Origin of the sequence: Microcoleus sp. D2_18a_D3 (genome assembly GCF_036702455.1) — a bacterium.
Taxonomy (GTDB): Bacteria; Cyanobacteriota; Cyanobacteriia; order Cyanobacteriales; family Microcoleaceae; genus Microcoleus.
In genome coordinates, this window is sequence record NZ_JAUBTK010000045.1 from 21,937 (window position 1) to 48,181 (window position 26,245).

Below are 26,245 nucleotides of genomic sequence, written 5' to 3' on the forward strand. Positions count from 1 at the left end.
TTCTAATAGTTAGCAGTTAGGAGTTAACAGTTAACTTAACTGCTAACTGTTAACTGCTAACTGTCTTTTTTATCTCTCATGCTTTCAATAAAAAATATGACAGGGGAAACCTTAGAACCTACTCGCGGGAAATTAGAACGGACTCTTTCGCAGGGAATTCAAGCTTTGTACCGCTCTCAACTCGGACACCCAACGAGTCAGGCGCTCTGCAATCTTTTGGATAACAAATTGATAATAGTTGTCGAAAATGGGCTTACTCAACCCGAAAAACTTCTGGCTGAGAACGGTCAGCAAGATTTGGCGTTGCAGGTGCGGACACAATTGGAATCAGTTCTGGAATTGCCACTGAAAGAATTAATCCAAACGGTTTTGGGCGTGGGAGTCACTGATTTGCTCCGCGATGCGACCTTGGAGACTGGCCGCACTGGAACGATCGCAATTTTGGACTCTGCACCTCAAGTTCGTGATTCTAATTATAAATCTAAAACTCAACCAAAACCAGTCGAGAGTTGAGGTGCTGGCGGATAACACTTTCTAAATCTTTGATGTTAAAAGGTTTGGAAAGGTATTCCACGCAGCCTGCTTGGAGAATTCGATCGCGGTCTTCTGGTTTTGCTAGTGCTGTGACAGCAACAATCGGAATATGTCTGATATCGGGGTTTTGTTGGACGCGCTTTACTACTTCCATACCGTCTATATCCGGCAGGCAAATGTCGAGTACGATTAGGTCGGGCTGTCGATCGACTGCTGCTGAAAGAGCTGCGTACCCGTCAACTGCTCCCACGCACTCGCAGCCGAATAAATCGAGTATTTGTGTCAGCAGCTCTAAGTTGTCTGGATTGTCGTCTACAGCCAACACTAAAGGACGCTTATCAACCGGGGGTTGACCGCTAATGAAAGACGAGGATTCCAATTTATTGTCCCAATGAAGGTAGTTCATAAATGCCGATCGCAACCATCAAAAAATTTGTCTCCGAGGCATTCTTCAAGTGGCGCTGCGGCACTTGAAACAGATTGGCTCGTATTTGTAGCTCTCCCATGACCAGTTTTTGGTCTCACCCGATACAATATCGCTACAAGCTGCGGGCAAAACGACCGCAGTTGATTGATGCCATAGCATCTGCTTAATTCTACCTCTCCCAGCACCAATTACCAGGTGAGGCCCTCTTGGTGCGTCAGCCTTGGTAAAAATACGCACTAAACACGAAAACTCTTACCAATAAAGCATCCTCGCTTAATAGCATTGAATAGTGGCGACAGCTTTTTAGGATATTAACCACATTAAACATGGGTTTCAATACAAGGATCTACCTAAAGGAAGATTCTAAGCGATACTTAATTTTAATAACTTCCACCTGCTGAGAGATACTTGATTACTCTACTTTATACTTCAATGTTTTTAAGTAGTAATCATCACAATTTAAGCCAGTAAAAAAATTCAGTTTTTACATGAGCTTTACCGGATATTAACCTAGGAGGTTTTAATGACAATTCCAATCAGAGACGACCTGACTTACATTTTGCTCAAAAAGATTGGCAGCGGCAACGCCAAGGGAGAGTCGGAAATTAGGAATGCAGCGGAAGAATATGTCGGTCACAAGGTGGCGGAAGCGGAATTGCTCGGTCATTTGGACTACCTCAACCAAAGGGAATTTATCAAAGCTCAGTTTAGTGGCGAGCCTTATGGAGGAGCTGAGTTAGTGCCGCCTTTAGTGGCATTTCAAGAAGCTGAGTTAACAGAAAAAGGTCGCAAACTGTTACACAAAATGGAGACGAATCCTCCGACCTCGCTCCACCAGGAAGGATCGGCAGTTCCTATCGCTTCAAAGGATATGCCGTTTTTGGAAAAAGTGATGGTAAACGGTAACATGGAGGATATTTTTGATGCCCGCGACATTACCGAAGTAGTGTACCGGGTCATGCGCGACGTGATGACAAAAGACGCCATCGAGCACGTGGAATCTGAATTGCACAAAGAAGTTTTGCCTACGGATGACAAAACCCTGCAACAAGAAATAGCAGACCTCTGGAAAGATACCAATCCGCTGGTGGGATTGCTGAGCCGCATACGTCAACCTTTGACCGGCCCGCCTGCACCTGCGGGGATCGATGGCAATTTGTTTGCACGGAGGGTGGAACTAGAAGGCGCACTTCCTTCGGGAGTAAAACCGGAAACTGCGATCGCCGCTGTATTTTCGGCAACGAAGGATGAGCTGTCCGAGGAGCGAATACAGGAAATAGCTGGCTTTTTGCCGGACAGAATTCGGGAAATTTGGGCGTCGGCTTAACGAGACTTTTTAAGGTATAAATACTTACTAGCCGGGTTGAGCAAGCAGTATTCTCCCTCCAGAGGGCAGAAGACTGGTTGGTCAACCCGGTTTCTCTATAGCTTTTGTCTTGTAGCTGTGCAATTGCTTTGTACTGAGGACTCAAGTCCGATCGAGTTCAATCGAACTTTCGTCCTCACTAATTCTCAGAGCGATCTTTCCTTGCCTTGTCATATCGTTTCCGGTTGCATCGGAATCATAAAATCGAGTCAACAGTCAACAGTCAACACTCAACACTCAACACTCAACACTCAACACTCAACACTCAACACTCAACAGTCAACAGTCAACAGTCAACAGTCAACAGTCAACAGTCAACCATCATTCCGGTGTTACCGGAATTTGTCGCCAAATCCGAAATATCCCCAGAAACCGAGTTTCTCGCTCCAGGGTTGGGTCTAGCCCCTAGACGGCGCGCAAGTGTTGTAATGTATAATACAGGACAAGTTAAGACTGTGGCTCGCAAAAATGCTGTCAACAGCCCGGGAGCTCAAAAGCGATGACCCGCACCAAAGTTAGACAAATGTCACGATCGACTTTAGAACAAGAGATTTTACTCAATCGAATTACAAATCGCATCCGCAACTCTTTAGAACTGCAAGAGATTTTGACAACAACGGCCCTAGAAATCCGCAGCTTTTTAGAGAGCGATCGAGTAAAAGTTTATCGCTTTGAGACCGACGGTAGCGGTGAGGTCATTGCTGAGTCCATCAACGGCGACAATTTGCCCTCTATGCTGGGTTTGCGCTTTCCACCAGGCGACATCCCCCAGAGTGCTCGGGAAATGTTTCTCAAAGCGCGCCAGCGAGTGATTGTAGATGTGGAATTGCAGCATCAAACAATTAATCGGTTAGATTGTCCCGAAACCGGCAAAACTTTAGCAGTTGAAGATATTAGCTATCGTCCTGTAGACCCCTGTCACGCTGAATATCTGAAGGCTATGGGGGCACGTTCTTCTCTGACGGTGCCGATTTTGCATCAAAATCACCTTTGGGGACTGTTGGTGTCTCATCACAGCCAACCGAAACGGTTTAGCGATCGAGAATTGAAAATGGTGCAGTTGCTTGTGGATCAACTTTCAATTGCGATCGCCCAATCTTTTCTGCTGAGTCAAGCTAGACAGCAAGCGCGTGACGAAACCGTTATCAACCAAATTACCAGTTTGCTGCATTCTCCTTTGGAACTAAACGAAATTCGGAAAGCAGTTCTCGAACAAACTGTCAAGCATTTGCGTGGTTCAGGAGGGCGACTCTACCTTGCAGCGGAGTTTGGCGATCGGCCCGCTTTGCTTTATACCTGTGGCCAGCAGCCCGCGAACATCGACCTTGAACTCAGCCCATTTTGGCAGCAGATTATGGGGAGGGCGAACCAAGACGAGCCAGCACAAACTGGTAATCAGAAAAGCCAATTAGGTATTTTTGAAAATCTATATTCCCAGCATTACAGTTCAATTGACAGCAATATTTCCAGTTTTCTCGTACCGCACTTGTACGCAATTTCCGATATTTCTAAAGAACCTCAACTCAAATCTGTATCGGCCAATTTAGTCGCAGCTTCCATTCGCTCATTTTTGGCCGTACCGCTGCAATACCGCCAACAGTGCATCGGCTGTCTCACCGTTTTTCGCAGCCCTATACAAACCGAAATTTTGTGGGCGGGCCGTTGCAGTTCGGACGCCCGGAGCGATCGTCCCCGACAGTCCTTTGCAGCTTGGAAAGAAATCAAAACAGCCGAAGCTCAAAAGTGGACTAGCGAGGAACAGAAGCTAGCACAATCTTTAGGAACTCACCTGTACATGGCTGCAATGCAGAGGCGTGTAGAGGCGATGATCCGACATCAAGCTTCTCACGACCCATTAACGGGTTTACCTAATAGATTACTGTTTAATGAAAGGCTGTCTTTAGCTTTAGCTAGCGCTCACCAAAATGGAGAAATGCTGGCAGTAATCTTTCTAGATTTAGATAGATTTAAAAATGTTAACGATACTCTCGGTCATCCCGTGGGCGATTTGTTGCTGCAAAGTGTATCTCGGCGTTTGACTAACTGTTTGCGCGTGGGGGATTCGATGGCTCGTTGGGGCGGAGATGAATTTACTGTGCTGCTGTACAATATCAACACCCCGGAGGAAGCAACTAAGATTTGCCAGTTAATTATCCAGAGTTTAAGCAGTCCTTTTGATTTTGATGGTTTGGAACTTTATATTAAGGCTAGCTTGGGAATTGCTTTGGCTCCTTACGACGGAGAAGATGCAGAAACTTTGCTGAAAAATGCTGATGCTGCAATGTACAAAGCTAAACAGAAAGGTCGCAATAATTATCAGTTTTACACGCAGGCGATCGGCAGTAAAGTCTCCGAGGATCTTAACTTAGAAAATCATCTTTACAAAGCTATAAAAAACTCTGAGTTTGTCCTGTACTATCAACCGCAAATAAATTTAAATACTGGCAAAATAGTGGGCTTGGAAGCTCTGATCCGCTGGGAGCATCCCGAACGCGGTTTGATTCCTCCCGATCGATTTATTCCCTTAGCTGAGGAAACAGGATTAATCTGCCAAATTGACGAATGGGTGATGCGGACTGCTTGCTTGCAAAATCGAGCGTGGCAGTTACTGGGATTGCCGCCGATGCGGATAGCGGTGAATTTATCAGCCCGCCAGTTTCTGCAACCTCATACGGTACAAATCATCGCTGAAATTTTATCAGAAACCAAGTTAAATCCTGAGTATTTAGAAATAGAAATTACCGAGAGCATTGCCATGACAGATGTGAGCTTTACGGTGTCGGTATTGCAGCAGTTGCAGGACATGGGAATTCACATTTCTCTGGACGATTTTGGCACCGGTTATTCTTCGCTGTGGTCTCTGAAAAACTTTCCGCTCAATAATTTAAAAATAGACAAATCCTTCGTGGCAGATTTGGTGACCGGCAGCAACGGTGCTACTATTGTGAAACTGGCGATCGCCTTGGGACAGGGCCTGAATTTACAGGTGATTGCTGAGGGAGTGGAAACAGCAGAACAGTTGGCGTTTTTGCGATCGCATAAGTGCGATATGGGTCAGGGTTACTTCTTTAGCAAACCAATACCGGCGGCGGCTATAACCCAATTGTGCTTAGAAAATCAATCTGGGAAATAATATCGATTCTCTAACTGCACCGCCCGTGATTGTTGACTGTTGACTCACAGTGAACAGTGAACAGTCAACAGTCAACCGTCAACATCATTCCGGTGTTACCGGAAATGATATTACTGCCAAACAAACACTTTCGCTTCGTATTCCGGCAAGTCAATCATAATATTGTTATCGCCCGATTCAATATCATAATTGCCCGTCCATTCGTGCCAAGTTCCGTTTTCCGGGAAGTGGGGAACGCTGTAACCGGCGAGATAATTTTCCGACATATTCGCCACTACTACAACTCTCGAACCTTCATCGTTCCAGCGAGTGTAAGCAAAAACTTTCGAGTCGGGGTCTTCGTGGAAAAACTCGATGTTTTCTGTGTAAAGTGCTTGGTTATTTTTACGCAGGTGAATCAAGCCTTTGTAGTATTCCCACAAACCTTTATTCATGTCATTTCCTAGCAGCGTCCAGTCTATTTTAGCTTGCTCAATTGTTTTGGCTTTGTATTCGCCAAATTCTTCGCCCATCCAAATCAGCGGCACGCCCACTGCTGTCATTAACAGCACGGTTCCCAACTTCGCCCGCTTGAATGCTGCTTCATCCAAAATCCCGCACGATCCCAATTCGGCAAAAAGGCGATCGTGGTCGTGATTGGTCAGATAATTCACTACATTCGTAGCACCCAAGTAACCTTGCCGCTTGCAGTCGATTACCTCTTTAAGCCGTTCTAAATCAAAATTGTCCCCGCAGAGTTGTGGAATTATCGAGTGATAGAAACTGTCGTGCCAGCAGCCGTCCATCGGCCCGTCTAGATTGGTGATGCTGGGATCGTCGGGAATGTATTCGGCAACGGTGTAAAACGGTTTGGGGCCGGCGGCATCTTTGGCTTCTTGAACTATCCAGTGCATGAAATCGTAGTTGGCAATTTGTCGCGCGGCGTCGAAACGAATGCCGTCGAGATGATATTCTTGAATCCAGAAGCGGACTGTATCGCCAGCAAATCTGCGTGCGGGGAAAGTTCCTAAGTTTTCGTCGTAGAATTCGTAGTTAAATTCCGGGCCCCAATTGTTGTCTGGATCGCGGGGTTCGTGGTGATACCAATAATCGTGATCGATTTGAGTCAGGGGGCTCGATGCTTCCGAGTGGTTGTAAATCCCGTCCATGATGACGCGAATGCCGCGCCCGTGACACTCGTCTATCAGGTTTTTGAGTTCTTCTGTGGTTCCGTAGCTGGACTCGGCAGCGAAGAAGTAGCGGGGGTTATAGCCCCAACTGTAGTCGCCTGGGTATTCTTTGACGGGCATGAGTTCGATCGCGTTGATGCCGAGTTCGACTAGGTAATCGAGTTTTTCGACGACGTGCTTGTACTGGCCGCGGGCGAAGGGATCATCTTCGCCGCCAGAAAAGTCGGCAATGTGCATTTCGTAAATCACTAATTCGCGATCGGCCGGCAGCGGTTTGTCGTCGTGTTTCCAGACGTAGGTATCGATAATGCGATCGCCGTCTTTGATCCGAACAATGCCGTTTTGAGTGGGATTGTCGATGTCAGTCGCGTAGGGATCGACCACATCTATCCACTGATCTGCTTCCACAAACCAGCTTTTCGACTGAACGCGGAATTTGTATTGATAAACGCCATCCTCCAACTCAACTCGCGTGCGGAAATAACCTTCTTCGTCCTTTTCCATCGGAATCTCTTCCCAATTAGAAAAAGAGCCAATCAAGGCAGCTCCTTTGTTGTAGGGAGCAAATAACTTGAATTCAATTGGAGCGGCCATAATACCTCTTTCTAAAATATTTCAGTAGCAGTTGATACTTTTAATTTCGCAAATTTAAGCGAACTCAGCATCACTCTACGGATATAATTTCTTTAAGGCTTAACTATTCCTAAAAGTATCGTAATCTTGCCTGTGCCTGCGCCTTTTATGAAGTGAAATCGCGCCATATCGGCAGTGCGATCGAAATTTATCTAACTGGGGAGCGCTCAACAATAAGTATTAGTAATATGATTGTTTTTTATCATCTATCTCAAGATAGATTTACTTCTCAAAATTTTAAATAAAATATCTGTACTGGGATAGATGCGGCTTTAAAGTTTGGCTTTTTTTAACAATAAACAATTAGTCAGTCGGTGTGCAGTGCACACCCTAAATCAGTGGCCGTAAGGTGCGCTGGGCGCACCCTACTTTTAACTTGATTTTGCCTGATGATAAGGCATCATCCAACCAAGCCAGAACGCAGGGCGAGAACGGCTGCCTGAGTGCGGTCATCAGCGCACAACTTGTTCAAAATATTGCGGACGTGAGTCTTGACTGTACCGACAGTAATGTACAGCTTTTCGGCGATTGCAGCATTGCTGTAACCCTGTACGATCAGTTCCAGAACCTCTAATTCCCGCTCGGTTAAAGGGTAAGTCTCAATGATGTGACTAAACTCGGGTTCGGCCGCCTTAATTGTGACTCTTTTGCCCTCAGCCTTCGGTTCTTCCGGCGCGGGTTCCTGAGTGCGAGCTTGTTTCAGGACGATACGGGCGATCGCTGGATCGATCCAAGAGTTACCTTCGTGAGTGACTTTTACTACATCTAATAACTGATCGAAGCTAATATCTTTCATGCAGTAAGAGTCAGCTCCGGCGGCAAAAGCTGCCAGAACTTCTTCTTCATTGTCCTGAAAAGTCAGAATCAAAATTTTGGTATCGGGATCGGACTCCGCTACCGATTTCTTGAACTTTTGTGTAAGTTCAATGCCATCAAAATCCGGCAAGCCAATATCTACAATTGCCACGTCAGGTTTTGAAGACTGAAGCAGTTTCAATCCCTCTGTAGCGTTAGCTGCATCGCCGACAACTTCTATGGTGTCACGCTGTTGTAAAGCAGTGCGGATGCCGACTCTTGTCAGGTCATGGTCTTCTACCAAAGCAACGCGAATTTTACTCATCTTTCTTCCAATAGCCCGCTAAACTTTTAAAATATCGTCAACTGACTCAGCTAAACTGAGTAAATTTGAGAATGTGTCCTGATTTATGGTTTTACAGGTCGCACATCATTTTTAAGCATACTCATGCAGCCGCCAAGAATGCAAGTTAATTTTTAAGTTATTTTGCCGCGATGCCTGCACGAGCCCGATCGGGACAGGTAAGCTCTCAATGTTTCAATAGTTTAACTGAATTATCTCATTGTCCGCCCGTTGATAGAGGTAAGGATACCACTACCCAGATAAATTTAAAGTATAAAAAATTTTGATGCACTTGGGCCCTCAAAATCAATAAAGCTAGCAGCACGAGTCTTTAATCGGTGTTAGGGCTCTAGTCCAACGCTTATTTATATAACCTGTTATGACTCAGTATCACGGCAATAAGTCTTTTCCCTCGGAGTTTTCCGACTCGGAAATCTTACACAAAGTATCTGAAATAACCTCCCCCCAACCGCAAGTTGGCGACCGCGAAACTCAGGACGATCGCCTGTGGTCGGCAATTCCTCAGATAGTTTGGAAAACAAATGCTGACGGCTGGGCGACTTATTTCAGTCAGCGCTGGGAGGAGTACACGGGGCTACCAGCAGCAGCAGCTTTGGGTTTCGGCTATCTGGCGCGCGTCCACCCAGAAGACCGCCCTCGTCTATTGGCGAGATCGCACACTTCTAAGTTCCAACCGCCAAGTTACGAAATTCTATTTCGTCTGCAGACGCGAGAGGGCACTTACCGCTGGAACGTGGCCAGAGGATGGCCCGCTAATCTAGACAGTCAGGAAGTTTTGGAGTGGGTGGGAACCTACACAGATATGGAGCCGATCAAACAAACTCAAGCCGAGCCCCAAGCAGAACAAGAGTTTTGGCGCCATCAACCGCGCTCGGAAGCTAACTTCAAAGATGAAAAATGGTGCGAAGGCCCGACGGTAATAGAGCCGGGGCGGGAGTTACAGGTGATAGAGCAGTTTACAAATATATTGAGCCAGCGCGCGGGTAATTGGAATGAATTGTTGCAAGCGATCGCGGACGCGACTGTGGAGGCGATCGCAGGAGCGGAATTTTGCCTAGTTGCTCTCCTGGAGTCCGATTGCAGCGGCCTCAAACTCAGCGCTGTCGGGGGCACGGAAAACTTTGGTAAGGGCAAAACCCCGCACGTGCAAAACAAGCTGCTGTGGAAAGCATTTGCGACGGGAGAGTCTGTACTGTGGCGGTCGGAGTACCGCAAAGGCTTGCTGCCGGCGGCGGCTTGTGCAGCGGCGATCGAGTCGGGGCAAAGCGGGCGTTTGGGTGTGTTAGCGATCGGCAACGGGAAAGACAGCACGGCGATTGACGCGCATACTCAGGAACTGCTGGCGGTTATGGGAAAACAAGCTGCGATCGCGATTAACAACGCGCTGGCGATCGAAAAATTAAAAAAGCAGGAACAGCTTTTAGACTTGCAAAACGAGCTGCTAATTCGTCAGCAGGAAGAACTGGAAAATCAGGGGCGACGCATTCAACAGCAAAAATTGGAACTGCTAGAAGCAGCCAAGTTAAAATCGCAATTTTTGGGCATCATGTCCCACGAATTGCGAACTCCCATGAATTCGATTATCGGCTTTTCCCAATTGCTGCTGCGCCAGCAAAAACAACTGCTGACCGCCCAGCAAACAGAAATGGTGGGCCGCATTTTACATAACGGCAAAAATCTGCTACTGCTAATTAACGATATCCTCGACCTCTCCAAAATCGAGAGTGGCCGCACAGAATTAAAAATTGAAAAATTTCATTTAGCGCATTTAGTAATGGATGTGGCCTTGGAATTCGGAAATCAAGCCACCGATAAGAATGTGGCCATGTCCGTCAGCGTGTGCTTGCAGGATCAGTTGATAGTTAATGACAAGTTGCGCCTGCGGCAAATTTTGGTGAATCTCGTTTCCAACGCGGTTAAATTCACGCATGAGGGCAGCATTTACATTGAGGTGCGGGAATTAAATTGCGATCGGCTAATTATCACCGTTCGGGATACAGGAATCGGCATCTGTGAAAAGGATCTTCCCCACATTTTCGACAAGTTCCACCAAGGCGACCAAAGTACAACTCGCCAATATCCCGGCACTGGTTTAGGACTAGCTATTTGTGCTTCTTTAGTCAAGATGATCGACGGTACAATTACTGTCGAAAGTCAACCCAAAAAAGGTTCGATATTTCGGATGGAATTCCCGCGAAAAGTTTACCCTAAAAAACTCACTTGCTGACTGAAGACCTTTTAATATTTCTCAGAAGAGCCGATTTTAACTGCTCACAAAAAAAGTTTCGTCCCTCTCTAAGACACGAAAAAATAAATATGACTAAGAGCAAAAAAAGGTTTTACCTACTCATTAGGGCGGTAGGGTGCACCTCGGCGCACCCTACATATAGAGGTTTTGGGTAATTCCTTTATTCTTGAGTCCCTCTCTGCTAGGAGGAGAGTTTCTGTAGGATAGGTTGCAACAGCAGACTTTTATGTCTTAAAGACTAGAAGTTTTCCCTACTTCCGCCTGAGTAGCAATTGGTTTAACATCGGTGTAGCCCATATTATTAGCTACGTCGCGCAGCACTGTAATTTGCTGTTCAAACTCAAGACCTTCAATTTGACCTAACACGCCATTGACAGCCTCAGTTGCCTCATATCCTTCGGGAATATCGACAATTGTTTCCCCCATACCAATAGCCCAAGCATACCAAACCACCAACTGATTGTTAGCAGTTAAAGCTCCGTAAGCGTGGGAATAGGGCGTGTCGTCGCGGTTGACAATACCGCGCATTATATTCAGTTGTTGGTCATGGGAAAGCTTGTAAAAATCATCGAGCAGCATGGGAGCTAATTGTGGGTCGGCAGCGGCGGGAGCGGCTGGTGTAACTGAATCTCCCATTTTTTCATAAACAAAGTAGAGCAGCGCCAGCTTTTCATCTGTACCCAACCCGTTGATTGTCTGAACGATGTTTTTAGTGTCGTTGGATAGAGAGTGAGGATTGGTGGCGGCGGGTGAGTTCATAAACAAAATTCCTTAAAAATGCTTCCAGAATATACAAATATCAAGATTTGTAAGTACAAGTCACCATCCCCTAGAGGTAATACGATTTTAGTTTTTAGATTTTAGATTTTAGATTAAACAATGGGGAATGGCTTAGTATGTATGGGTTGGGAGCTTGCCTAAAGCTGCATTCTTTTCGGAAAGTGATGTAATGTTAAGGCACTAACCTAGGATAAATCATCCTTAAGATAGAAGCCAACGATACATCTGCGGGTAGATGAAAAAGCCGGGGAGTAAAGTAATAATTGATACAGTGAATTGTTAAATAAAACTAGCAAGGAGTCGGCTATGTCTGAAATCAATACAGAAGTCAATAACATTGAAAACTTTGACGCTCAGCAGATCACTGAAAGCGCGGAAGCTGGAGAACAAAAGTTGCCGACCGTTGATGTATCAGCAGATTACGAAGCTTCAAAAGAATTCAGCGTTAGTGACATCGATCGCACGAGTGCCGGCGCCGCAGCCGCAGCCGCTGCAACTGCACCTAAATTTCCTATTCCCGCCCCTACAGATAATATTGCAAAGCCTGCAGATACAAGCGGCAATCCCGCTGATTTTCGTTCGATGGCTCATGACATTACGCCTGCAGGTACACCGGGCGAAGTTACCGACGATTTGATGCAGAAAGCGATCGATCTTGGTACTCCCGGCAGTTAATTTAGAAATTCTCCATTCTCGATGCAAAACCTCTGTATTGTAGGGTGCTGATGCCCCGCCTTACCCCTATAATTCCCGCGTCAAATCACGTTTTGCATAAGTCCTGAATGGTCAAGTGAGTGCACGATAAGCTGCAATACAGTAGGGACACAACAATGTTGTGTCCTTAAATCTTTAATTTTTAGTTTCCCTAATCGCTTAATTTTAAGTCGATCGCCCGACAAATTTTGCCGACAGTGCGATCGCCCAAAACTTCAATTACTAAATCCACGCGCTCGCCCTCCAGCATCGACTTAATAAATAACTCAGGATGCAGCGCTTTCCAGAAATATTCAACAAACCGATTAATCTCAGCTTCTGACATTCCCGACTTCCCCGCCGCCATCATTTCCCGTTCCGCCTGATTGCGCCACACTTGAGAAATGCGATAATCTTGGGGATACAAAACCATCAACCGATCTAATCGGTTCCACAGCGGCAGATAGTCGTGCAGCTTCGCATTCATATCGCGCGCAAACTGACAGTCGCCCTCTGTGGAAATCGGAAACGGTGCAGCAGCCAAAAACTCGCTTAATTTGGCATCAACCACCGGATTCACACCGACAAACCAACCTTCAAAAAGTACAATATCCGCACCGGAAATAATTTCGGGTTGACTTCTATCTCCTGCACCTCCATAGGCTGATTTGTCAAACCTGGGAATTTCTATATTTTTAATTATATCCGGTTTGAGGGCATCAGCTCTGGGATTGTCAACTGCTGCTAAATTGTGAGTTTGAGAACCGCGCAACTTGTCTAAAACTGCGATTCCCAAGTCAATATCGTGAGTGCCGGGAGGGCCGCGCCAAATTAAACGCGGGTCAGCTTTTTGGAGTTGTTGGCGATCGGCATAAGTCTTGTAAAGATCGTCTAAAGAAAGGCTGACAGTAGAATATCCCAATTTTCCCAGAATCAGCCTCAAAACTTGGCATAAAGTAGTTTTTCCCGTTCCTTGCACTCCTAAAATTCCTTGAATTAAAGGACGGTTTAAACTTTGTTTGGCAGTCGATAATTGCATTGCCAGCGGCAGCCACAGATTCCACAAAGTTTCGAGGAAAACAGTTGACTTTAGCGGGAAAGTATGCAGTTCGTCAAGAAGAGAAAAGAATAAATCGGTTTTGCAGCGGACAACATCGGCTACATTGTCGGGAGTAATGCCAAAAGCGCGCGCTCGTAAATCATCCGCAAGTTCCCAAAAAGCCAGGTGCTCGAAGTCGGGAGCTTTTGGGCGATCGCCGGCTTGCCACCGATGTAAAATTTCAACAGGGGTTACAGTCGATCGATCCATATCCTAAAAACTCTCTATGCGGGGGCGGGTTTTGTACAAATATTATCCGCAACTGACAAATATTTCATCTTAAACCCGCGCCGATTCAAAAAATTTTTAAGAGCCTAGTTTGAAAGCCTCCACAAATAAATTGTAAGTCACGCCAATTTTCAGAGCATTGAGCATATCCACCCAAAAAGAACGGGCTACAGGCCGCGGGCCGCCGTAAACCAGCCAGCTAACGAACTCCGTCAACAACACCAACAGCCCGGCGGCGATAATATCCCAATCAGCAGATTGTCCGGCGATCGTCGAAATAGCTGTTCCCAAAAAAGTGCCGAATAGCAGACTAATTAGCAGGAGCGAAATCCGCCGCCAAGGATTGCTCAGCCAGCCTCGGAAGCGATCGCCCAGAACATCAATCAATCTGTTAATTCGGGTATTCTGCATAAAAGTTATACCATTTGAGATTTGAGATTTGAGATTTGAGAGTGGGAATGACTGATGACTATGGGGGTTTGGGGTACGGGCCTATAGTTGCATTCTTTTTTTAAACTGGTATTAAAAGTTATACCGATGAGTCAAAAAATGCCGCTCCCGACCAACTCCAAATCCTTACCGGGGTCAGTATGTCGCCATCTAAAATCTCAAATTTAACATCTAAGATGGTATTGAGCGATCGGCGACTTATCGCCGAGAACGGTCAAGTAATTAAGTGTAACTGTATCTTGTGGCACAGCAACCCCTGGTTTTACATTAAAAATAGTTAAGACTCATTGCGGGTGCAGTCTATCCTTTAAGCCTAAAATTTATGAATCTTAAAATTTACCAGATCGTAATTGGAGTGTCGATCGTCCTAATCACAGGAATGTTTCTAGGACGTTTTGAAATCACTATCTCCAACGGTTCAAATCAGTCGAGCGATTGGCCCTCACAAGCCACCGCACTCCCCCCAATACCCCCGGTTTCCCCAGTCGCGACAGCTTCTGCAGACACCGCCAGCGAGCCCAAACCCGACTCCACACCAACCCCCCCAGATGCAGAGGAGGAATTGCTTTCCTCAATCCCTGTAGATGCTAAAGCCGCCGGCAGTCTGCGCGTCAGCAACCGCAGCGAACACCCAGTGCGAGTGGCCCTCCTGTCGAAACGGCAAGCCAAGGAATCCTACGGCAAACCCGCGCACTGGGATTTTGCGCCCGGAGAAGGTGGCGACAAGGGACTGATGCTATCGCTGCCGGAGGGCAAGTTACAAGTCAAACGGGGAGACATTTTAGTGGTTTTTGCTCAGGATGGTTCTCGCCACTACTGGGGGCCTTACGTCGCCGGGGAGACACCCTCGCCCGCTTGGAACAGCACAGCCGGAGAATGGCAATTAATTTTGCAGCCGTGAACGCTTAGCTGCAGGTGCCGAGATTGTGGTCAAGAAACCCGGTTGATACGGTTTTATTGAGAACGATGCCGCTATGTGAGGTTAAACTCACATAGCCGCACCATTCTCAAGAACAGGCAAGATGCCTGTTCCACAAAGAGTGAATTTTCTTGTGGGGTGGGCATCCTGCCCGCCCATGAAAGCCTTGTGGAGAATGGTGCAACATCTCTGTTTAACTGATATCTTGCACCATTCTCAAGAACAGGCAAGATGCCTGTTCCACAAAGAGTGAATTTTATTGTGGAACAGGCATCTTGCCTGTTCATAAAAGCCTTGTTGAGAATGGTGTAACATCTCTGTTTAACCAGATTCGATCGAATTGGGAGTTTCTAGAATGCGAATCTTTCGGTAGACTCTCTATGCGAGCGAAAATTTTAAATCTAAAATCGCAGGAAGTTTGCGTGAAGGAATTTATTAAAAGTTTGTCAGAGTTTAGGAAGCGTCCGTTAGCGTTAGCGAAGCGATCCGAAGGAAAGCCCGCCCCTACGGGGGCTACGCCAACGAAGAGGATCGCACCTTTGCTGCTATCGATTTTATGGCTGTGCGCGATCGCCTGGGTAGGTTTCTTGTGGAATCTCGGCAACATCGGTTTAGTTGACGAAACCGAACCGTTATTTGCCGAAGCCGCGCGTCAAATGACGGTGACAGGGGATTGGATCACTCCTTATTTCAACGGCGAAACCAGGTTTGACAAGCCGCCGTTGATTTACTGGCTGATGGCGGTGGCTTACCGCACTCTGGGCGTTAACGAATGGGCCGTGCGTCTTCCCTCGGCTTTGTGCGCGATCGGTCTGACTTGCCTCGGATTTTATACCCTATCGAAATCGAAGGAAGAAGGAAGAAGGAAGAAGGAAGAAGGGTACGACACGGATTCGGACACGGATACACGGATGAATGTAACTGTCTTTCCTCCCTCGATCTCCCACTCTCCCACTCCCCCACTCTCCCCCTCTCCCCGTCTTCCCCTCTTTTTTTCTACTCCTTGGATTGGTGCGGCCCTAATAGCTTTAAATCCCCAAACTATTGCCTGGGGACGGACTGGCGTTTCAGATATGCTATTAGTCGCCTGTATGTGTTCGGCACTATTCGCATTTTTTCTCGGTTACACTCTAGAAGAACAGAGAGAACAAGCCGAATTTTCCACTGTTTCCGCTTCCCGATTTCCCAATAAGTGGTATCTGACTTTTTACGTACTAATTGCCTTAGCAATTCTGGCTAAGGGGCCTGTGGGAATTGTCTTGCCAGCGCTGATTGTTGGCTGCTTCGGGCTTTATTTGGGAAAATTTCGGCAACTTTGGCGCGAAATGCGTCCGGTGTCTGGAATCTTGATTATTCTGGCGATCGCCCTGCCGTGGTACATTTTCGTTATTTTAGCCAACGGTCAAACTTATATTGACAGCTTTTTTGGCTATCACAATTTCCAGCGTTTTACTGGAGTCGTCAACAAGCACTCGGCGCCTTGGTATTTTTACTTTTTTGTAGTGCTAGTTGGTTTTGCACCTTGGTCGATTTATTTGCCGGTGGCGATCGCCCGCACCCGTTTTTGGCAGCGCAGTTACTGGCGTCGTCAACCGCGATCGGCTCAGTTGAGTTTATTTGCCCTATTTTGGTTCGGCTGCATTTTTGGCTTTTTCACGATCGCCGTGACCAAATTGCCCAGTTATGTATTGCCTTTAATCCCCGCCGCTGCGATTTTGGTAACGCTGCTGTGGAGCGATATTATTGCAGGCAACGAACCTGAAAACCGGCGGATAAAGTTAGAAAAAAAACCTAATTCTTTACCGCGAGGGCTGTTAGCTACATACATTTTCAATGTCGTATTTTTATTAATTATAGCCGGAGCAACTTTCTACTGCTACAACTGGCTCGGAGACGACCCGGCAATGCCCAATTTTCCCCAAGCAATTCAGCAGTCGGGATTGCTGATTGTCGGCGGTACGATTTGGATAATTACAGCAGTGGCGATCGCACTTTTACTCGGGAAGCGGCAACAGCGCTGGATTTTGGTTGCTAACTTCATCGGGTTAGTAGCATTTATCATCTTTGGTCTTACTCCCGCCTACAATTTGGTCGATATCAACCGCCAGCTACCTCTGAGACAGTTAGCGCAGGTTGCGGTTCAACAAAAACTGCCAGGGGAAGAGTTTATTATGGTTGGTTTCTGGAAACCCAGTCTGGTTTTTTATACCCAAGGGCCGGTGACTTACTACCGAGCTGTCAGAAGGGCGATCGACTACATTAAGCAATCTAAAAACGCCAATTCTCCCTCTATTTTGTTGCTGGGATATCCAGAGAAATTTGTGGAATTAGGATTGCAGCCAAGTCAATATCAATTGTTGGAAAGTCGGGGCGCTTACCAACTCGCCAGGGTTCCGAGACAAGCGTTTCGATAGTGCCTATAGTGTGATCTCATACTTGTTAAACAAGGTACAAAAATGATTACAACTAAGAATCTTCAACTACTTGCCGTCGAAAGGATTCACATAGAAGCTTTCTTACGAAGTAAAAGCGAGCTTGCAGCAATTTTAAATGTCATAGTGCCTAATAGCTGGCCTCATTTCCCGGAAGCATTTTCCCTCCCGGCTGACGAATCTTGCGAATCCAATCCGCCTCCAACTGACTGGCACAACTACTTCTTTATTCATCCAAAAAATCAAGTGCTTGTCGGCAATGGAGGTTTCAAAGGCTCACCTGATGAGTCGGGGACTATAGAGATAGGTTATGAAATTGCTTCCGAATATTGGAATCGCGGATTTGCAACTGAGGTGGCACAGGGAATGATCGATTATGCTTTCGCTCACGAGGAGGTGAAAGCAGTCATCGCTCACACTTTAGCTGAAAAAAATGCCTCCAATAGCGTGTTGCAAAAAGTGGGAATGAAGTTCATTGCAGAGGTGGACGATCCTGAAGAAGGCAAGATATGGCGATGGCAAATAAGCAGGGATGAATATCATCCGACTTGAACTGTAACGCCGTTTGGCTGTTTAAGTCACTGGTTTTGGCGGTAATTTGAAGGTTCTCGGTTGGAGCATTAAATCTGCCAGATTGAATAAAAGCTATAATCTACTCACTACCTAAAACCCGAAGCTCGGAGCCTACAATGGTTTCAATTCTCAACAAACCCTCCTCGTTAATCCATGAAATTTGCATTGAAAAAGTCGATGGGTGGAAGTTGTTCAAATTTAGTGAATCGCTCCAACAGCGCATGGAACAATTGTTAGAGAAGAAAAAGGCAGATCAACTAATGGCAGAAGAGGTAGCGGAACTCGACGCCATTGGGGAATTAGATCGCATCTTTACCCACATCAATGCAATGATGGTGGCTCAAGATGTCGATCCGCGATCCGACGATAGAGAACGTTTTGGTTAGCCACGCCCTTCAATGTATCCCTTGACAAGTTGGGTAAAAGCTAATATCTCAAGCATTAAGTAAGTGAATAAATTAGCCATTAAAAATGATTTATTAACGTGGCTTTTTTCAATTATTTTTAGTCCCCAACTCCCTATTAATAATTCTAGGTAAACGGAAAAGAAAAACATAGGAATCAGTGTAATCATAATTTCCAACGGCAGAAATGGAAAAGAACCAGGCTGTACAGGCACGGTTGTTTGGAAGACGATATGTCCAATAAACGCCCCAATACATAGGATAATAAAACCTCCCCCAATCGTCGATATGATATTTGTTATAAAAGCAATAAAAATTGCTTTTAGGATACTGATATTGAGTAGTTTTTGGTGAACATAAGCTTCTATCGCGATAATTGGGATGAGCAAAATAATTTGATAGAAAACACTCTGAGTGAATAGTGGAATTCCTGCATTTGCGAGATATAGAGATGTATTTAAGTGCATGAAAAACCTAGTAGAAAACATACAAGTGGGTTTCCCGTAGTTATTAATAATGATGATAATTAGCCTACCATTTGTTCGACCTATCCTCAACTTGCCTGAAACAAGGGATAATGGATAGGATGCCATTTTCATTGTAAAAGTGTGGTAGCCATGACTGAGTTACTCGAACGTGCGATCGCCAAGTTGAAAACATTGTCTGCCAGCGAGCAAGATGCTCTCGCTTCAATGATTCTGGAAGAACTTGAAGACGATAGGCGCTGGGATCAAGCATTCTCCCGTTCCCCAGATGCTCTTGCTAAACTCGCAGCGGCCGCAATGGCTGAGTATCGTGCAGGCAAAACCCAAGAACTCGATCCAGAAACATTGTGAAGTCAAGCACTACAACCGAGTTCCGTAGATTATTTGCTGATTTACCCGAACAAGTTCAACAGCAGACACGCGGGGCGTATCGCCAGTTCAAGGAAGACCCAAGTCATCCAAGCCTGCGTTTCAAGAAGGTGCATCCTGACTTACCAATCTACTCAGCCCGAATTAGCAAAAACTATCGAGCAGTTGGTCAGTTGGATGGAGACACTGTAATCTGATTTTGGGTTGGTTCACACGCAGAGTACGACAAGTTTCTGGGGCAGTTGTAGCAGTGTCTACAGCCAGCCAATATCAATTAGAAAAGTGTATTTAAACAAGTGGAAAATTACGATCGCAATCAATGAAACTCAACAGCAGTTGCAGCAGTCGATCGCTCCCATGAGTCAGTCACTTCAACCGATCGCGATCGCAGGACAAACTAGCAATACAGTATTATTATCTGAATCTGACTCCGCCTCTGTTGAGGAAACACTGTATCTTCTCTCAGTGGCGGGGATGCGGGAATCGATTCGGGAAGGACTGGCAACGCCGATCGAGGATTGCGATCGCCCTTTAGACTGGTAACTTAGCCCACCATACGTGCCATAATCAGCGATATTATCTGGTACGCGATCGCCTGAACCTATGGATGCGCTAATCGGCAAAACTTTACAGGGTGGAAAGTACACCCTAGAACAAGAATTGGGCCGCGGCGGCTTTGGAATAACTTTCAGGGCAAATCACCGCTATTTAGGACAGCCTGTAGTCATTAAAACCCTCAACGAATCTCTGCGGCAGCAACCCAATTTTGCTGAGTTCGATCGCAAGTTTCAAGACGAAGCGAGGCGGTTGGCTTCCTGCGTTCATCCGAATATTGTCCGCGTCAGCGATTTCTTTGTGGAAGACGGCCAGCCTTACATGGTGATGGACTACATAGCCGGTCAGAATTTGGGCGATGTAGTCGGTTCAAATAATCCGCTGCCAGAAAATCTTGCAATTCTCTACATCACTCAAATTGGCTCTGCTTTAAAAGTTGTTCATCAAAAGGGTTTGCTGCACCGAGATGTCAAGCCGCAAAACATTCTTTTGCGCCAAGGTACTCAGGAAGTCGTGCTGATTGATTTTGGCATTGCCCGCGAGTTTACTCCGGGTGCAACCCAAAGTCACACTAATATGGTGTCCGACGGCTACGCGCCCCCAGAACAGTATTTCGCCCAAGGAAAATATACGCCCGCCACAGATGTTTACGGTATGGCGGCGACGCTTTACACTTTACTGACAGCACAGGTGCCAGTGGCTGCAATTTTACGCACCAGCCAGCCGATGCCTTCGCCCCGCGACTTGCAGCCTCAGCTAAGTGCGGCTGTCAGTTCTGCGGTGATGCGGGGGATGACGGTAGAAGCTCAAAATCGCCCTGCTAGCGTGGATGAGTGGCTGTCGCTGCTGCAGGGGCAGCCTCTTGGTGCAGCGTCGCCCAGCACCGGGCCGACGGTGGCGGTGATTCCGGGACACGGGCCTCAGTCGCCTGCGGGTTCCAGAACAGCGCCTGCTGTGGTGTCTTCTGGGGGAGGAAACGGCAAGGTTTGGTGGATTTTGGGGTTCGTGGCGATCGCACTTATTGTGGCAGGTTTGGTCGGGATTGCTAGGGTTTTCCTCAGCCGGCCGTCTTCGGAACCCGCACCCGTAGCCCAGGACGATCGCACTTCGGCCCCAGCAGATCCAGAGGCGCGATCGAGCCCCGCACCAATTCCCGCGCCCACACCAACGCCAGCCCCGACTCCCAGAGAAACTCCGCCCCCGGCTGCTGAAACTCCAGCGCCTGCTGCTGAAACTCCAGCGCCGGCTGCTGAAACTCCAACGCCTGCTGCTGAAACTCCAACACCAGCCCCAGCGCCAACACCAGCGCCTTCTCCGGAGGCTGTCGAACCCACACCAACGGAAAAACTTGTTGACAAAGAGTTGCCGCCAGATCGATCGCCCGCACCCAGCGAACAACCGGGAACCAGTTATCAGAAGACTCCCACAATCCCTGGGTATGCGGTTGGTACGCCGGAAAGTCAGATTTTATCCGAATTGGGAGAACCGACTGACTCTCAAGCGCGGGGCTATTGGCCGAATACTCGCACGGCACTTTACGAAATATTGCCCAATCGGATTACTCTCGGCTACATTTACGATCGCGATTCGGGCGAGCTAGTACAAACAGAGGGTTCTTTTGCCCAGTCGGTGGACGCTTTGGTAGTGCGAACCGCCTTAAACGGGATGGTGGGCGGCGCCAGCCGGGAGATTTTGCAAGGACTCGGCGACGTGCAGCAGCGCCGGAGTAATCGCTTTACGTTTAGGAAGGGTTCTCTCGAAGGGATGATCGAACGCAATGAGCGCGATCGGATTTACATCGGCGTCTGGGAAGAAAATTTGCATTAAACTTGGCCGGGCTGACATTTTGCACCCTTGTCAATAAACGTGGGCGGGCTCTTCGGCCCACCCCACAGGAAAACTCAACTCTTGTGGAACAGGCCGGAAAGCCTTTTCAAGAAAAGGGTGCACGATGTAAATATTCCCGACTCAGCTTTGTGCCAAAATCGAAAATCCAAAATCGAAAATCCAAAATCTAAAATCCCTTGACTTGACGCCACACGAAATATTGTCTATCATAAAAGAACACACGAGGGGCTGTAATGGTTTCGACAGGGTGGCGAAAGCTGCTCCGTGATGCAGGTCGAGAGGGAGTCTACTCTCGTTAATATCGGCTCAAAAAAAATAGTAAATGCGAACAACATCGTTCCTTTCGCTCGCAAAGCCGTAGCTGTAGCCTAAAAACTTCTTGAGCTTGGTTTAGAGTGTATGCCACCTCACTCCGTTAACGGTAGCATAACAACCCCCAACGGATGCCCTAGCTAAACGTTTCTAGTCGGCTAGCTAGGAAAGCAATCACTAGAAAATCCCCCCATTTGGGATAAAGATGGTTCCCGCCCCGAGGATTAGAGGGGATAAACCTGTGAACGATCGGAAGGTAAATACCCGCTTTGGACGGCAGTTCGATTCTGCCCAGTTCCATAAAAGAAGTGACGTAAAATCAATGGTTTAAACCATTTGAAAGGCACTTTAAAGCATCAAAAGGGCCCAGAGTTAACTCTGGGCCCTTTTGTTTGGCCTATATCTGGCTTATAGCTGAGTCTAGATCCCCCTCGCATCCCAGGGCTGTTTCATTCTCAGGAAAATCATGGTTTTGTAGGGATAGCCCCCGTGCCTACCCCCCACCGACGATCGAATGGGCGTTTCAGGCATCGGGGCAACCACGGGGGGTTTGCCCCGGAGCGAGAATGAAACAGCCCTGCCTCGCATCCCCATAATTAATTAAAGGAAGTCCGGGGGATCGAGGTTTGATACACGAGAGTGCATAAATCCAGATTGATTTCTTACTCAAAATCGATCGGGCACTCAACACTCAACAGCCAACAGTCAACCGTCAACAGTCAACAGCCAACCCTCAACCATAAGTTACCCACCCATTAGCTACGCTGCAGGCTCATATAATTAGAACTTCACCTTGTCTGTGCGTTCTTGGAGCCTGTCGGGCGATATACTATTAGGCGGTAAAGCATTAAAAATCTTTACAAAGACCCCGATTTCTAAGCCTACTCCTACGAAGGACGGGTGAAAAATTATATGCTGACCGCTCAAAAGCTGGACAAATGAACCCAGGAATTGACTTACAAGGAAGTTTCGTAGAAGCCCTCATGAATTTGGGCTTACCGGCGGACATCGCCCACGTGCTGTGGCTACCGCTGCCGATGTTGCTGATGATTGTCGCTGCCGTTTTCGGGGTACTCACTAGCGTCTGGCTGGAACGGAAAATTTCCGCCGCCGCTCAACAGCGGGTAGGCCCGGAATTTATCGGCCCTCTGGGAGTGCTAGCACCCGTTGCTGACGGTCTGAAGTTGGTATTCAAAGAAGACATCGTACCTGCAAAAGCTGACGCGCTGCTATTTACCCTAGGCCCGGTAATTGTGGTGATTCCAGTTTTTCTCTCCTACTTAATCGTCCCCTTCGGAGAGCATATGCTGATCGCCGATATGGGGACAGCGATATTTCTGTGGATTGCCCTGTCTAGCATTCAGCCGATCGGCTTGCTGATGTCCGGCTATGCTTCCAACAACAAATACGCCCTCCTCGGCGGACTCAGAGCCGCGGCTCAATCCCTCAGCTACGAAATTCCCCTAGCTTTGGCAGTATTGGCAGTCGTGATGATGTCCAATAGCCTCAGTACGATCGACATCGTACACCAGCAAGCCGGCTACGGCATTGTCGGCTGGAATATCTGGCGGCAACCCGCAGGTTTCCTGATTTTCTGGATTGCAGCACTAGCAGAATGCGAACGCTTGCCCTTTGACCTCCCGGAAGCAGAAGAAGAATTGGTAGCAGGATATCAGACTGAGTACACAGGCATGAAATTTGCTTTGTACTATATCGCTTCCTACGTTAACCTCGTCCTTTCTTGCTTGCTAGTAGCAGTTTTGTACCTCGGCGGCTGGGAATCCCCGATTCCTGTCGAAGTGTTGACAAATGCCCTGGGATTGAGCGAAACGACCCCTTGGTTGCAGGTAATTACTGGCTTGCTGGGCATTACGATGACCATGTTGAAAGCCTACTTTTTCCTGTTTCTGGCAGTTCTGCTCCGCTGGACTCTGCCGCGAGTTCGGATCGACCAATTGCTAGATTTGGGATGGAAGTTTTTACTTCCTGTTTCTCTAGTTAATTTGCTATTGACCGCAGCTTTGAAACTTGCCTTTCCCTTTGCTTTTGGCGGTTAATTAATAATAGGTAAAGGGCAACAGCTAAACCAAAATAGCTGTTAACCAATTACCTATTATTAATTATCAATTACCAAAAACTCAAGTACAGAGAGAGAACACCATGCTAAAATTCCTCAATCAAGTAGGCGAATACGCCAAAGAGACTCTTCAAGCTGCTAAGTATATCGGTCAAGGGCTATCTGTTACTTTTGACCACATGAGACGCCGGCCGATTACGGTGCAGTATCCTTACGAGAAACTAATTCCTTCGGAACGTTTCCGGGGTCGGATTCACTTTGAATTTGACAAGTGCATCTCCTGTGAAGTTTGCGTTCGGGTATGTCCGATCAATTTGCCTGTGGTGGATTGGGAATTTAACAAAGAAACTAAGAAGAAACAACTCAAGCACTACAGTATAGATTTCGGTGTTTGTATCTTCTGCGGCAACTGCGTAGAATATTGTCCGACTAATTGTTTGTCCATGACAGAAGAATACGAGTTAGCCACCTACGAACGTCACGAACTGAATTTTGACAACGTAGCCCTCGGACGTTTGCCCTACAAGGTTACAGATGACCCGATGGTGACACCGATGCGGGAATTCGCTTATTTGCCCAAAGGTGCGATCGACCCCCATGAAGTTTCCTACACCGATCGCCGCGCCGGTCTGCGTCCAGAGGAAATTATCGAAAAGTAAGTAATTAGTCATTAGTCAGCAGTCATCAGTCATTAGTGAAATAACCAATTATTAATGACTGCTAACTAATGAGTAAAAACGAACAATACAAAACTAATAATTGAGGATAAAAAATTGTGAATCTAGCTGAAGGGGTTCAAATTGTTTCATTTGGCATACTGTCGGTAATGATGATTGCAGGAGCACTAGGAGTAGTGCTGTTCTCAAATATCGTTTACTCAGCATTTTTGCTGTGCGGCGTATTTACCAGCATTGCCGGCTTGTACCTGTTGCTGAATGCCGACTTTGTAGCAGCAGCACAGGTGTTGATTTATGTTGGCGCTGTTAACGTCTTGATTTTGTTTGCCATCATGTTGGTGAACAAGCGCGAAGATTTCCGCACAATTCCCAACGCTTGGGTGCGTCAAGTAGCAACAGCAGTAGTTTGCGTAGGCTTGTTTGCGCTTTTGGGTACGATGGTGGTGTCTACTCCTTGGGCTATTGTCGCAACGACAGGAGCACCGGCCGAAAGTTCGATCGTCACTATCGCCAAACATTTTTTCACCGACTTTTTGCTGCCTTTCGAGTTAGCATCAGTGTTTTTGTTGATGGCAATGGTGGGAGCAATTGTGTTGGCGCGCCGCGATTTCTTCCCGGATGAACTGTCAAAGAAGCTATCCGAAACACCTGCTTTAAGTTTGCCGGAAAGACCTCGCGAATTAGTTTCTGCCGGAGATGTGTCTTCGCCAGAATCTAAGTAATATTATGGTGCGCTTAGCGCACCATAGTGTTAGTTTTGTAGTAACTTTAGATTGAGACAAAATCGCAAAATTTATGCAACTGCAACTCCAGTATTTCCTGTTATTAGCCGCCGCTCTTTTCTGTATTGGTATTTACGGTTTGATTACCAGCAGAAATGCAGTGCGCGTGTTGATGTCGATCGAGTTGATGCTGAATGCTGTCAATCTCAATTTGATGGGTTTCTCCAATTATCTCGACCCTGTACAAGTTAAGGGCCAAGTATTTACCGTGTTTGTAGTTACGGTAGCGGCCGCTGAGGCGGCCGTAGGTTTGGCAATTGTTTTGGCGATTTATCGCAACCGCAATACCGTAGACATGGAAGAATTTAACTTGCTGAAGTGGTAATTCATCAATAGTCATCAGTCATTAGTCATCAGTCATTAGCGACAAACTAATGCAGATTAAAGACTGATGACTAAGGACTAAGGACTAAGAACTAATGACTAATGACTTCTAGTAATTTCTAGAGTAATTCTCCCCCCGAAATCAGGGATGGGGGCAGCAGGTTTCGAGAGTTGTAGTTTAACTTTTTCGACTAACGGTAGTTCTAAAAGCGCTTGAACAATAGTATCTGCTAGGCGTTCGATTAATAAAAATTTCGACTCTTTGACTAGCTTTTGAATCAGAGTAATTGCGCTGCGGTAATCAAGAGTATGTTGAATATCATCACTTTTTCCAGCTTGCGATAAATCCAGCCAGAGAGTGACATCCACTTCAAACCACTGCCCCAAAACTTGCTCTTCCGGCAGATAGCCCGTATATCCGTAACAGCGAATTCCTGTAAGTTGAATAGAATCCATTTTGCAATAAACTAAAAGTGCGTTGTCTATACCAATTTGTATTAAACCAGATAAAGTTATCTTTCTCTTCCCTCTCTTTTTGTGCTCCCTTGTCCACTTCCCTCTGCGCCCTC

The 26,245-nt window shown here is 46.7% G+C and carries 27 protein-coding genes and 1 other RNA gene; 19 read left to right on the top strand and 9 right to left on the bottom strand.

The window, feature by feature from the left end:
- Nucleotides 1–96: 96 nt before the first annotated feature.
- Nucleotides 97–513, top strand: coding sequence for a DUF2294 domain-containing protein (locus QUB06_RS20035; protein WP_333436737.1), 417 nt, complete (start codon nucleotides 97–99; stop codon nucleotides 511–513).
- Here the strand turns inward: QUB06_RS20035 and QUB06_RS20040 are convergent.
- Together QUB06_RS20040 and QUB06_RS20045 are read right to left on the bottom strand one after the other, a co-directional pair.
- A complete protein-coding gene (locus tag QUB06_RS20040) occupies nucleotides 482–940 on the bottom strand; it encodes a response regulator (RefSeq protein WP_333436738.1) in 459 nt (152 codons plus the stop codon). The two genes, QUB06_RS20035 and QUB06_RS20040, sit on opposite strands and share 32 nt — an antisense overlap.
- Entirely contained in the window at nucleotides 915–1,040 is a 126-nt protein-coding gene (locus tag QUB06_RS20045) for a hypothetical protein (RefSeq protein ID WP_333104665.1), read from the bottom strand. Before QUB06_RS20045 ends, QUB06_RS20040 begins: the two co-directional genes overlap by 26 nt.
- Before the next feature lie 444 nt (nucleotides 1,041–1,484).
- On the opposite strand from QUB06_RS20045, the gene QUB06_RS20050 reads away from it, so the two are divergent.
- From QUB06_RS20050 to QUB06_RS20060, 3 genes are all read left to right on the top strand, one after another.
- On the top strand, nucleotides 1,485–2,288 hold the full coding sequence (locus tag QUB06_RS20050; protein ID WP_333436739.1) for a DUF2267 domain-containing protein: 804 nt from the start codon (nucleotides 1,485–1,487) through the stop codon (nucleotides 2,286–2,288).
- 206 nt (nucleotides 2,289–2,494) lie between these two features.
- Nucleotides 2,495–2,830, top strand: coding sequence for a hypothetical protein (locus tag QUB06_RS20055; protein ID WP_333436740.1), 336 nt, complete (start codon nucleotides 2,495–2,497; stop codon nucleotides 2,828–2,830).
- Complete coding sequence (locus QUB06_RS20060) at nucleotides 2,827–5,460, top strand: EAL domain-containing protein (protein WP_333436741.1); 2,634 nt, start codon at nucleotides 2,827–2,829, stop codon at nucleotides 5,458–5,460. Before QUB06_RS20055 ends, QUB06_RS20060 begins: the two co-directional genes overlap by 4 nt.
- A 110-nt stretch (nucleotides 5,461–5,570) precedes the next feature.
- Here the strand turns inward: QUB06_RS20060 and QUB06_RS20065 are convergent, their stop codons facing one another.
- Both QUB06_RS20065 and QUB06_RS20070 read right to left on the bottom strand, forming a co-directional pair.
- Complete coding sequence (locus tag QUB06_RS20065; protein ID WP_333436742.1) at nucleotides 5,571–7,223, bottom strand: alpha-amylase family glycosyl hydrolase; 1,653 nt, start codon at nucleotides 7,221–7,223, stop codon at nucleotides 5,571–5,573.
- Between the two features lie 439 nt (nucleotides 7,224–7,662).
- Nucleotides 7,663–8,382 carry a response regulator transcription factor gene (locus tag QUB06_RS20070; protein ID WP_333057024.1) on the bottom strand — a complete coding sequence of 240 codons (720 nt, stop codon included), beginning with the start codon at nucleotides 8,380–8,382 and terminating at the stop codon, nucleotides 7,663–7,665.
- 397 nt (nucleotides 8,383–8,779) lie between these two features.
- Between QUB06_RS20070 and QUB06_RS20075 the strand changes: the two genes are divergently transcribed.
- On the top strand, nucleotides 8,780–10,648 hold the full coding sequence (locus QUB06_RS20075; protein WP_333436743.1) for a PAS domain-containing sensor histidine kinase: 1,869 nt from the start codon (nucleotides 8,780–8,782) through the stop codon (nucleotides 10,646–10,648).
- A gap of 252 nt (nucleotides 10,649–10,900) precedes the next feature.
- Here the strand turns inward: QUB06_RS20075 and QUB06_RS20080 are convergent, their stop codons facing one another.
- Nucleotides 10,901–11,428, bottom strand: a complete 528-nt coding sequence (locus tag QUB06_RS20080) for an orange carotenoid protein N-terminal domain-containing protein (RefSeq protein ID WP_333082890.1) — start codon at nucleotides 11,426–11,428, stop codon at nucleotides 10,901–10,903.
- A 327-nt stretch (nucleotides 11,429–11,755) separates the two neighbouring features.
- Between QUB06_RS20080 and QUB06_RS20085 the strand changes: the two genes are divergently transcribed.
- Nucleotides 11,756–12,124 (top strand): hypothetical protein, encoded by a 369-nt coding sequence (locus QUB06_RS20085; protein WP_333436744.1) that lies wholly within the window; start codon nucleotides 11,756–11,758, stop codon nucleotides 12,122–12,124.
- A gap of 190 nt (nucleotides 12,125–12,314) precedes the next feature.
- Here QUB06_RS20085 and QUB06_RS20090 read toward each other — a convergent pair whose 3' ends face one another.
- Both QUB06_RS20090 and QUB06_RS20095 read right to left on the bottom strand, forming a co-directional pair.
- Entirely contained in the window at nucleotides 12,315–13,451 is a 1,137-nt protein-coding gene (locus tag QUB06_RS20090; protein WP_333436745.1) for a glycerate kinase, read from the bottom strand.
- A 96-nt stretch (nucleotides 13,452–13,547) separates the two neighbouring features.
- Nucleotides 13,548–13,880 carry a DUF565 domain-containing protein gene (locus QUB06_RS20095; RefSeq protein ID WP_333294226.1) on the bottom strand — a complete coding sequence of 111 codons (333 nt, stop codon included), beginning with the start codon at nucleotides 13,878–13,880 and terminating at the stop codon, nucleotides 13,548–13,550.
- A gap of 361 nt (nucleotides 13,881–14,241) precedes the next feature.
- Between QUB06_RS20095 and QUB06_RS20100 the strand changes: the two genes are divergently transcribed.
- The 4 genes from QUB06_RS20100 (at nucleotide 14,242) to QUB06_RS20115 (ending at nucleotide 18,229) form a co-directional block, all read left to right on the top strand.
- On the top strand, nucleotides 14,242–14,820 hold the full coding sequence (locus tag QUB06_RS20100; protein ID WP_333436746.1) for a hypothetical protein: 579 nt from the start codon (nucleotides 14,242–14,244) through the stop codon (nucleotides 14,818–14,820).
- Between the two features lie 440 nt (nucleotides 14,821–15,260).
- The gene (locus tag QUB06_RS20105; protein WP_333436766.1) at nucleotides 15,261–17,252 is read left to right on the top strand and encodes a glycosyltransferase family 39 protein; all 1,992 of its coding nucleotides are present in this window, start codon (nucleotides 15,261–15,263) and stop codon (nucleotides 17,250–17,252) included.
- A gap of 42 nt (nucleotides 17,253–17,294) precedes the next feature.
- On the top strand, nucleotides 17,295–17,822 hold the full coding sequence (locus tag QUB06_RS20110) for a GNAT family N-acetyltransferase (RefSeq protein WP_333436747.1): 528 nt from the start codon (nucleotides 17,295–17,297) through the stop codon (nucleotides 17,820–17,822).
- Nucleotides 17,823–17,959: 137 nt separating this feature from the next.
- Nucleotides 17,960–18,229 carry a hypothetical protein gene (locus tag QUB06_RS20115; RefSeq protein ID WP_333436748.1) on the top strand — a complete coding sequence of 90 codons (270 nt, stop codon included), beginning with the start codon at nucleotides 17,960–17,962 and terminating at the stop codon, nucleotides 18,227–18,229.
- On the opposite strand, the gene QUB06_RS20120 is transcribed toward QUB06_RS20115, so the two are convergent.
- Nucleotides 18,226–18,846 (bottom strand): hypothetical protein, encoded by a 621-nt coding sequence (locus QUB06_RS20120; protein WP_333436749.1) that lies wholly within the window; start codon nucleotides 18,844–18,846, stop codon nucleotides 18,226–18,228. The genes QUB06_RS20115 and QUB06_RS20120 overlap by 4 nt on opposite strands.
- Before the next feature lie 18 nt (nucleotides 18,847–18,864).
- On the opposite strand from QUB06_RS20120, the gene QUB06_RS20125 reads away from it, so the two are divergent.
- The 9 genes from QUB06_RS20125 to nuoK all read left to right on the top strand — a co-directional run bounded on the left by QUB06_RS20125 (nucleotide 18,865) and on the right by nuoK (nucleotide 25,677).
- Complete coding sequence (locus QUB06_RS20125; protein WP_333042039.1) at nucleotides 18,865–19,083, top strand: hypothetical protein; 219 nt, start codon at nucleotides 18,865–18,867, stop codon at nucleotides 19,081–19,083.
- Nucleotides 19,080–19,298 carry a ParE family toxin-like protein gene (locus QUB06_RS20130; protein ID WP_333436750.1) on the top strand — a complete coding sequence of 73 codons (219 nt, stop codon included), beginning with the start codon at nucleotides 19,080–19,082 and terminating at the stop codon, nucleotides 19,296–19,298. Before QUB06_RS20125 ends, QUB06_RS20130 begins: the two co-directional genes overlap by 4 nt.
- Nucleotides 19,299–19,383: 85 nt before the next feature.
- Complete coding sequence (locus QUB06_RS20135; RefSeq protein WP_333436751.1) at nucleotides 19,384–19,644, top strand: type II toxin-antitoxin system prevent-host-death family antitoxin; 261 nt, start codon at nucleotides 19,384–19,386, stop codon at nucleotides 19,642–19,644.
- Nucleotides 19,645–19,704: 60 nt separating this feature from the next.
- Nucleotides 19,705–21,483, top strand: coding sequence for a serine/threonine-protein kinase (locus QUB06_RS20140; protein WP_333436752.1), 1,779 nt, complete (start codon nucleotides 19,705–19,707; stop codon nucleotides 21,481–21,483).
- A gap of 245 nt (nucleotides 21,484–21,728) precedes the next feature.
- Nucleotides 21,729–22,119, top strand: a transfer-messenger RNA (tmRNA) gene (gene ssrA / locus QUB06_RS20145).
- Nucleotides 22,120–22,754: 635 nt separating this feature from the next.
- On the top strand, nucleotides 22,755–23,873 hold the full coding sequence (gene nuoH / locus QUB06_RS20150) for an NADH-quinone oxidoreductase subunit NuoH (RefSeq protein WP_333436753.1): 1,119 nt from the start codon (nucleotides 22,755–22,757) through the stop codon (nucleotides 23,871–23,873).
- Nucleotides 23,874–23,976: 103 nt separating this feature from the next.
- Nucleotides 23,977–24,552: an NAD(P)H-quinone oxidoreductase subunit I gene (ndhI, locus tag QUB06_RS20155; protein ID WP_333042046.1), complete on the top strand. Its 576-nt coding sequence runs from the start codon at nucleotides 23,977–23,979 to the stop codon at nucleotides 24,550–24,552.
- A 116-nt stretch (nucleotides 24,553–24,668) separates the two neighbouring features.
- Nucleotides 24,669–25,292, top strand: a complete 624-nt coding sequence (locus QUB06_RS20160; RefSeq protein ID WP_333070831.1) for an NADH-quinone oxidoreductase subunit J — start codon at nucleotides 24,669–24,671, stop codon at nucleotides 25,290–25,292.
- Nucleotides 25,293–25,371: 79 nt separating this feature from the next.
- On the top strand, nucleotides 25,372–25,677 hold the full coding sequence (gene nuoK, locus QUB06_RS20165; RefSeq protein WP_199292736.1) for an NADH-quinone oxidoreductase subunit NuoK: 306 nt from the start codon (nucleotides 25,372–25,374) through the stop codon (nucleotides 25,675–25,677).
- Between the two features lie 98 nt (nucleotides 25,678–25,775).
- Here nuoK and folB read toward each other — a convergent pair whose 3' ends face one another.
- A complete protein-coding gene (gene folB, locus QUB06_RS20170; RefSeq protein ID WP_333436754.1) occupies nucleotides 25,776–26,132 on the bottom strand; it encodes a dihydroneopterin aldolase in 357 nt (118 codons plus the stop codon).
- Between the last annotated feature and the right edge of the window lie 113 nt (nucleotides 26,133–26,245).

Excerpts from the sequence above, each read along its gene's own strand:
- QUB06_RS20035 (WP_333436737.1), top strand. The coding sequence starts at position 97 with ATGACAGGGGAAACCTTAGAACCTACTCGCGGGAAATTAGAACGGACT.
- QUB06_RS20040 (WP_333436738.1), bottom strand. The coding sequence starts at position 940 with ATGAACTACCTTCATTGGGACAATAAATTGGAATCCTCGTCTTTCATT.
- QUB06_RS20045 (WP_333104665.1), bottom strand. The coding sequence starts at position 1,040 with ATGGGAGAGCTACAAATACGAGCCAATCTGTTTCAAGTGCCGCAGCGC.
- QUB06_RS20050 (WP_333436739.1), top strand. The coding sequence starts at position 1,485 with ATGACAATTCCAATCAGAGACGACCTGACTTACATTTTGCTCAAAAAG.
- QUB06_RS20060 (WP_333436741.1), top strand. The coding sequence starts at position 2,827 with ATGACCCGCACCAAAGTTAGACAAATGTCACGATCGACTTTAGAACAA.
- QUB06_RS20065 (WP_333436742.1), bottom strand. The coding sequence starts at position 7,223 with ATGGCCGCTCCAATTGAATTCAAGTTATTTGCTCCCTACAACAAAGGA.
- QUB06_RS20070 (WP_333057024.1), bottom strand. The coding sequence starts at position 8,382 with ATGAGTAAAATTCGCGTTGCTTTGGTAGAAGACCATGACCTGACAAGA.
- QUB06_RS20075 (WP_333436743.1), top strand. The coding sequence starts at position 8,780 with ATGACTCAGTATCACGGCAATAAGTCTTTTCCCTCGGAGTTTTCCGAC.
- QUB06_RS20080 (WP_333082890.1), bottom strand. The coding sequence starts at position 11,428 with ATGAACTCACCCGCCGCCACCAATCCTCACTCTCTATCCAACGACACT.
- QUB06_RS20085 (WP_333436744.1), top strand. The coding sequence starts at position 11,756 with ATGTCTGAAATCAATACAGAAGTCAATAACATTGAAAACTTTGACGCT.
- QUB06_RS20090 (WP_333436745.1), bottom strand. The coding sequence starts at position 13,451 with ATGGATCGATCGACTGTAACCCCTGTTGAAATTTTACATCGGTGGCAA.
- QUB06_RS20095 (WP_333294226.1), bottom strand. The coding sequence starts at position 13,880 with ATGCAGAATACCCGAATTAACAGATTGATTGATGTTCTGGGCGATCGC.
- QUB06_RS20100 (WP_333436746.1), top strand. The coding sequence starts at position 14,242 with ATGAATCTTAAAATTTACCAGATCGTAATTGGAGTGTCGATCGTCCTA.
- QUB06_RS20110 (WP_333436747.1), top strand. The coding sequence starts at position 17,295 with ATGATTACAACTAAGAATCTTCAACTACTTGCCGTCGAAAGGATTCAC.
- QUB06_RS20115 (WP_333436748.1), top strand. The coding sequence starts at position 17,960 with ATGGTTTCAATTCTCAACAAACCCTCCTCGTTAATCCATGAAATTTGC.
- QUB06_RS20120 (WP_333436749.1), bottom strand. The coding sequence starts at position 18,846 with ATGAAAATGGCATCCTATCCATTATCCCTTGTTTCAGGCAAGTTGAGG.
- QUB06_RS20125 (WP_333042039.1), top strand. The coding sequence starts at position 18,865 with ATGACTGAGTTACTCGAACGTGCGATCGCCAAGTTGAAAACATTGTCT.
- QUB06_RS20140 (WP_333436752.1), top strand. The coding sequence starts at position 19,705 with ATGGATGCGCTAATCGGCAAAACTTTACAGGGTGGAAAGTACACCCTA.
- nuoH (WP_333436753.1), top strand. The coding sequence starts at position 22,755 with ATGAACCCAGGAATTGACTTACAAGGAAGTTTCGTAGAAGCCCTCATG.
- ndhI (WP_333042046.1), top strand. The coding sequence starts at position 23,977 with ATGCTAAAATTCCTCAATCAAGTAGGCGAATACGCCAAAGAGACTCTT.
- folB (WP_333436754.1), bottom strand. The coding sequence starts at position 26,132 with ATGGATTCTATTCAACTTACAGGAATTCGCTGTTACGGATATACGGGC.